The sequence below is a fragment of the Streptomyces sp. NPDC060209 genome, assembly GCF_042728155.1.
Classification (GTDB): domain Bacteria; phylum Actinomycetota; class Actinomycetes; order Streptomycetales; family Streptomycetaceae; genus Streptomyces.
Window position 1 is genome coordinate 1 of record NZ_JBHWZS010000511.1, and the last position, 3,272, is coordinate 3,272.

The 3,272-nt window shown below is 73.9% G+C and carries 5 protein-coding genes and 1 pseudogene; 1 reads left to right on the plus strand and 5 read right to left on the minus strand.

The genetic code is table 11. The features are described 5' to 3' along the window. On the minus strand, nt 1-659 hold a 659-nt coding region (locus tag ACFWFI_RS41970; RefSeq protein ID WP_387401106.1), incomplete at its 3' end, for a potassium channel family protein. Nucleotides 660-725: 66 nt separating this feature from the next. Here ACFWFI_RS41970 and ACFWFI_RS41975 point away from each other — a divergent pair. Beyond that, a complete protein-coding gene (locus ACFWFI_RS41975) occupies nt 726-1,298 on the plus strand; it encodes an HIT family protein (RefSeq protein ID WP_387401108.1) in 573 nt (190 codons plus the stop codon). Nucleotides 1,299-1,352: 54 nt separating this feature from the next. On the opposite strand, the gene ACFWFI_RS41980 is transcribed toward ACFWFI_RS41975, so the two are convergent. The 4 genes and pseudogenes from ACFWFI_RS41980 to ACFWFI_RS41995 form a co-directional block, all read right to left on the minus strand. Further along, nucleotides 1,353-1,580, minus strand: a complete 228-nt coding sequence (locus ACFWFI_RS41980; protein WP_387401110.1) for a DUF6059 family protein — start codon at nt 1,578-1,580, stop codon at nt 1,353-1,355. Nucleotides 1,581-1,617: 37 nt separating this feature from the next. Continuing rightward, a complete protein-coding gene (locus tag ACFWFI_RS41985; protein WP_387401112.1) occupies nt 1,618-2,520 on the minus strand; it encodes an NmrA/HSCARG family protein in 903 nt (300 codons plus the stop codon). A gap of 70 nt (nt 2,521-2,590) precedes the next feature. Further along, entirely contained in the window at nt 2,591-2,836 is a 246-nt protein-coding gene (locus ACFWFI_RS41990; protein WP_387401113.1) for an acyl carrier protein, read from the minus strand. Between the two features lie 37 nt (nt 2,837-2,873). Next, nucleotides 2,874-3,272, minus strand: a pseudogene (locus ACFWFI_RS41995) (ketosynthase chain-length factor); the annotation flags it as partial.

The window sequence follows — 3,272 nt, forward strand, 5'->3', positions numbered from 1 at the left end:
CTCTTCTCGTCCTCGCGGGTGAACACCTGCAGCAGCCACGAGGAGAACGACCCGGTCACTGCCCCCAGCAGCGCGAGCCCGCAGGCCATCAGGCCCACCGCGACGACCCGGCCGCCGAACGTGACGGGGACCGCGTCCCCGTAGCCCACCGTGGTGAGCGTCGCGCACGCCCACCACACCGCGTCGCCGAACGTACGGATCGAGGCCCCCGGCGCGTCGTGCTCCTGGTGGTAGACCGCGAGTGACGCCGAGATGCCGAGGAGGACGGCCGTGAGACTCGCGTACGTCATCACCCGCGCGTAGAGGCTCAGCCGCGGCCTTTCCTGCCGCTGCTGGACCGCCGTGTACACCTGCACCATGCGCAGCGGGCGCAGCAGCGGCAGCAGGAGGACCACCGTGTCCAGCCAGTGGGCGCGTACGAAGTGCCTGCCCAGGCCGCTCAGGTGGAGCCTCACCCCGTAGTCCACGGCGAAGACCAGCCAGGTCGCGCAGGCCAGGGCGAGGGCGAGGTCGCGTACGGGGCCGGCGTCGTGCGGGACGAGGACGCGGACCGCGTATCCGAGGAGGAAGAGCACGGCCGCGAGGAAGAGCGGTACCTCCGTGCGCTGCTCCCACTCCTGGAGCCGAGGGGGGACGGGGGCCGTGGGACGGTCGCTCATGGCGCCAGCATCGCGGTGCGCCGGTGGGGCCGCCCCCGGCGACACGCGCGCCGGGAGTGACGCAATATGCTGACCGGCATGACGAGTGAGCCGGAACAGCAGATCGGAGTGGGGACGCCCGACGCGTTCCAGCGCCTGTGGACGCCCCACCGGATGGCCTACATCCAGGGTGAGAGCAAGCCGAGCGGCCCGGGAGCCGGTGACGGCTGTCCGTTCTGCGAGATTCCGTCGAAGTCCGACGAGGACGGGCTCGTCGTCGCGCGCGGCGAGCAGGTCTACGCGGTCCTCAATCTGTACCCGTACAACGGCGGACACCTGATGGTGGTGCCGTACCGGCACGTGGCCGACTACACGGAGCTGGACGGTCCGGAGACCGTGGAGCTGGCCGACTTCACCAAGCGGGCCATGGTCGCGCTGCGGGCCGCCTCCGGGGCGCACGGCTTCAACATCGGGATGAACCAGGGCGCCGAGGCCGGCGCGGGCATCGCCGCGCACCTGCACCAGCACGTGGTGCCGCGCTGGGGCGGGGACACCAACTTCATGCCGGTCGTCGGACACACGAAGGTGCTCCCGCAGCTGCTGGGAGACACCCGGACGATGCTGGCCGGCGTGTGGCCGGCCGGGCTGCCGTCCGCCTGAGTCCTCTCGCGTGCCCCGGGTACGGCGGTCGACGCCGCCCGGGGCACGCCGGGCTCAGGACCGGCCCAGTTCTCGCGCGTGGGCCCGTTCCGTCGGCGTGAGCGGCACGTCCGGCCGCACGCGCTCCGGGTGGGCCGCCCCGGGCCCGCTTCCCGCCGGGGGCGGCCCGGGCGCCTGCCTGCCACCGTCCTCGGGGTCCTCCACTCCCGCGTACGACGCTCCGTAGGCCACCAGTGAGCGGCAGAGCGCGCGCAGCAGACGGAGGGCGAGAGACGGCCTCATGGCAGCACCGGCCCCGCCGCGCATGTCCGCTCCCGCCTCATCGCAGCAGGTGGGCGAACTGGTCCGGCGCGGAATCCGCCCAGTCGCCGAAGGTCCGCAGCCCCGGGTACAGGGCCCGGGCGCGCGTCACGTCGGCGGGCGTGACGTCGGGGTGCCGCCGGGTGAACTCCAGCATGTCCGCGACGGCTCGTGCGTTGGGCAGCGGCAGCTGCCGGTAGGTCTCGTAGGGCACGTCCCGGTAGGCGACCGGGACACCGAGGGACCGGGTGAGGGCGGTGGCGTAGGCGGCGGGTGGCAGCAGGTCACCGACCACCTTGACCACCTGGCCGTGGAGCGCGCTCCCCGTGTCGAGCACCGCCGCGACCACCGGGCCGAGGTCGGCCACGGAGACGGCGGGAAGCGGGGTGTCCCCGTGCGGCAGCGTGAACGCGAACGTGCCGTCCTCCTGCCTGCGCAGCCGGCGGGCGGGCCAGTTCTCGTAGTACGTCGACAGGTGGACGGTGACGACGGGCGCGCCGCTCCCGCGCAGCTCCTCCTCCAGCCGCGCCTTGCCGTCGTGGTGGGGGAGGGCCAGTGCGCCGCCGCTGCGGCGGTGCGCCTCGGGCAGGCTGCTGTGCACCAGCGTGTCGGCGCCCGCGGCGAGTACGGCCTCGGCGGTCCGGCGGGCCACCTCGTACTCGCGCTCCTTCAGGGACCAGTAGTCCGTCACCAGGAACGCCGCGGTGACACCGGTCACCGACCGGCTCACCTGACCGGGGTCGGTCAGATCACAGGCGACCACTTCGGCGCCCAGGGCCGTCAACGCGGTGGCGGCCTCCGAGCGGGGGGCGCGGGTCACGGCCCGCACCGCCCAGCGGCCGGTCCGCAACAGGTGGCGGGCGACGGATCCGCCCTGGGCCCCGGTGGCCCCGGTGACGAGGACGAGGGGTCTGTCGGTCATGGTTCTTCACCTTCGGGTCGGCTCGCCGAGCCGGTGGCCGCCGCCGTCCGGCGACGGCCACCGGCGACGGTCAGTGGGCGGATGCGACGGCCTCCAGCAGCAGCCGGGGCGTCTTCGCCCCGCTCAGCACCTCCTCCGGCATGCGTACGCCGAGCTCCCGCTCGATCCGGGTCGCCGTCTCCAGCAGGGCGAGCGAGTCGTAGCCGAGATCCTCGAACGGCGCGTCCAGGATGTCGCCGTCCAGGTCGATGCTCTCGTCCTCTCCGGCGCATTCCCGCATCACGCGCTTCAGGTCGTCGAGGGTGAAGCCGTTCATGGTGGTCACCTTTCACTGGGGTCGATGGAGGGGTGGATCAGCGCGCCGTCGGGTCGAACCGGCGCACGACCACGGCACTGTTGAAGCCGCCGTGCCCGCGTGCCAGCACCAGTGCCGCGTCGCCGGCCATCGGGCGCGGCCGTCCGGTCACGAGGTCGATCCGGTACGAGGGCGGCACGTGGCCCACCTCGGCGGTCGGGGGGATCAGCCCGTCGCGGACGGCTAGCAGCGCCGCCGCGAGATCGAGTGCGGAGGCTCCGGCGCCCGGGCGCCCGGTGCGGGAGGTGATCGCCGTGACCGGGACGGCGTCCGGCCCGAACACCTCGGTGATCGCCGCGGCCTCCTGGGCGTCGAGCTCGGGGACCGACGCCCCCTCGGCGAAGACCGCGCCGATCGCGGACGGTTCGACGCCCGCGTCGGCCAGGGCGGCGCGGGC

Coding starts and splice junctions, on each gene's coding strand:
- ACFWFI_RS41975 (WP_387401108.1), top strand. CDS start 726: ATGCTGACCGGCATGACGAGTGAGCCGGAACAGCAGATCGGAGTGGGG.
- ACFWFI_RS41980 (WP_387401110.1), bottom strand. CDS start 1,580: ATGAGGCCGTCTCTCGCCCTCCGTCTGCTGCGCGCGCTCTGCCGCTCA.
- ACFWFI_RS41985 (WP_387401112.1), bottom strand. CDS start 2,520: ATGACCGACAGACCCCTCGTCCTCGTCACCGGGGCCACCGGGGCCCAG.
- ACFWFI_RS41990 (WP_387401113.1), bottom strand. CDS start 2,836: ATGAACGGCTTCACCCTCGACGACCTGAAGCGCGTGATGCGGGAATGC.